Raw genomic sequence first — 2,707 nt, 5'->3', positions numbered from 1 at the left:
CAGCCATTACACCCCAAAACATTATCTCCCCCATTTGTGTTTTAACAAGAAAACACAAATGCGTTGTTATCTATGAAAACACTTAAACCGTATCTAATGGCAGCCGCCATGACTGCGGCTGTAGCTGTTTCCGCCCCTCACGCAGAAGCTTGCTCGCGCGTAATATATCAGGGTGTGGATTCGCTCTTCGTTATCGGTCGCTCACTCGACTGGAAAACACCTATCCCAACAAACATATATGTTTATCCAAGAGGAATAAAGAAAGTAAGTTCAGACCAGCCGAAACATTTCTCCTGGACATCAAAATACGGTGCGATATATGCCGCCAGCTATGACGGTGGCATCACTGAAGGCATGAATGAAAAGGGTCTTGTAATCAACGGCCTTTTCTGCAAAGGCACCGTATATAATGACGACAAAGCTTCTCAGAAACCGCAAATGTCATTATCCGTATTTGTTGCGTGGATGCTTGACCAATGCGCCACTACCGATGAAGTGGTCACACTCCTTAAAAGCTCTCAATTCGGAGTGCAGGGAGCCACATTCGACGGAGGCACAGTATCTGCATTACATTGGGGTGTTACAGACAAAACCGGGAAAAGCGTAATCTTCGAATTTGACCGGGGAAACATCAACATTTACGACATGGGTGATTACCGGGCAATGACAAATGATCCCAACTGGCCTCAAATGACTGCAATTATAGACTATTGGAATAAGATCGGAGGCAACAACATGTTGCCGGGCACAGTCTCCAGTCCCGACCGTTGCGTCCGTGCAAACTATTTCGCACATCACGTTAAACAGACCGCAGACCCGGATCTTGCAGTGGCAACATGCAGAAGCGTATTAGCTAATTCAAGTGTTCCCTATTCCTACGAAATCCAGGACCAGCCCGAATTGAGCACCACTCAATGGCGCACATACAGTGTGCCTTACAATCTCCGCTATTATTTCGAAATCGTAACGAATCCCGGTTATTATTACGTAGACCTTAACAAGGTAAACCTGCGCAAAGGCGCCCCGGTTATGAAACTTGACACCTCAAAGACCGCGAACCTTGTCGGAGATGTCACCCGTCATCTGAAAGTATCGAAGCCGTTCACCCCTATGTATTAACTCAGACCCTCCTTTAGAAACAGTTTAAAAATAAAAATAGGCTCAGTTTTTTAGCTTCAGCTAAAAATTATTATCTTTGGGCATGAAAAAGATATTATTTGCAATTCCGCTGCTTTTAGCTGCCGGCGCTTGCTCCCATAAGACAGAAAAAATGGAATATACTCAGGGTGTGACCCACATCGGGTCTGCCATAGGGTGGAGAGATTCGAAACCGGTCAACGTCATGCCGAAGGCTTCCGCTTTCCGCATGAACGGGGACTATGCAAACAATGTGGCAATAACACTGAATCCTGATGGTTCATTGGCATATTTCCCGGATCCCTCCGACATATCGGCAAATTCATCTCCCTTGGAAATCGGCAACGGCTGGTGGTTAAACCGACAGGGAATATCGGCAAAGTCAGTGTTTACGAAATACACTTTCGCCGAGTATTCCAAACTGAAGACCGTACCCTCTATTGCAGAGTTGAAAGCATCTGTGATCCCTGGATCACGTGTTTCAAACATGCGTGAGTTGCCTTTCACAATCTCTGAAGCTCCGCAAAACCTTGATTCCATCCGCGCCTACTTATCTTCGGATAATACCACGGGCGTCTATCTGCAACAGGTCCATAAATAGCAATACCTCAATAATAAAACATTAGCGGGAGCTTCAAATGAAGCTCCCGCTAATGTTTTATTATTGATAACCTACTTATCTATCGGATTGTAACTTTCTTTATATTATTTCCGTATCTGATTATATAGATACCGGGATCAAGGGAAGGGAGATTACCATCATTTACCGAACCTACCTTCACCCCTTTTATATCATATATCTCACCTGACACTACATCAGTTGAGATTTCAGTTACCGAACTGTTGCCGTTAATGGTCGCCAAGAATGATATCACGCCGTTACTTTCTTTGATGTCTGTCAGCTCCACGCCTAATGATTTCTTACTCCATGAAACCAAGGCGGGCGTTGTTTTAGAACCAAACGAACGTACATTCTTTGAGCCGGGGAAGGGATCTCCCGTGCGGGTGCTCTCCGGATATTCGTAATATCCCCCATCAACACCTATTGGATAATCCTGGATATTGTCTGCCTCTATGAGATCGACATATTGATGATCTTTGGTGTTGTTGACCTTATTGTTGTAAAACACTTGTTGATCGTAGTCCACATGCCATACAAGCATACCGTGTCCCGGGATATATTTGTCCCACCCTGTCTGTTGACGGTTTTCGAACAAATAAAATTCATTTTGCTTTTCCGTCTTAACGATGAAAGCCTGATTCGTACTTCCTAAATTTCCAAGATTGCGATTACCCGGAGACATTGAGACCGGATCCATCCAGTCGAGTGCATAGCGCTCGTATGCTGAATAATTCGGAGGTGTCATACCGTCATTGTTATAAGGACCATAATCCATAACCGAAAAGTCCTCCGGCGTGAAAGGCACCTCTCGATAACTTTGGTATTCACCGGTAGAATACAGATCGGGAAGTCCCATCACGTGACTGAACTCATGCACGAAAGTTCCGATTCCGTCCGGACGGTCTGCATATATGTAATCAAAACCGTTATCACCAATTATGCCACATG

At 44.9% G+C, this 2,707-nt stretch carries 2 protein-coding genes and 1 pseudogene; 2 read left to right on the top strand and 1 reads right to left on the bottom strand.

The features are described from left to right. Positions 1-72 precede the first annotated feature (72 nt). Both JX312_RS11870 and JX312_RS11865 read left to right on the top strand, forming a co-directional pair. On the top strand, positions 73-1,119 hold the full coding sequence (locus JX312_RS11870; RefSeq protein WP_204458121.1) for a linear amide C-N hydrolase: 1,047 nt from the start codon (positions 73-75) through the stop codon (positions 1,117-1,119). 82 nt (positions 1,120-1,201) lie between these two features. Continuing rightward, on the top strand, positions 1,202-1,738 hold the full coding sequence (locus tag JX312_RS11865; RefSeq protein ID WP_123405978.1) for a hypothetical protein: 537 nt from the start codon (positions 1,202-1,204) through the stop codon (positions 1,736-1,738). Positions 1,739-1,817: 79 nt separating this feature from the next. Here JX312_RS11865 and JX312_RS11860 read toward each other — a convergent pair. Next, positions 1,818-2,707: pseudogene (locus JX312_RS11860) on the bottom strand (hypothetical protein); the annotation flags it as partial.

This window comes from Barnesiella sp. CU968, assembly GCF_905219685.1.
Lineage (GTDB): Bacteria > Bacteroidota > Bacteroidia > Bacteroidales > Muribaculaceae > Lepagella > Lepagella muris_A.
The sequence above is the reverse complement of the archived record's forward strand: the minus strand, read 5'-3'. Positions and strand labels throughout refer to the sequence as shown.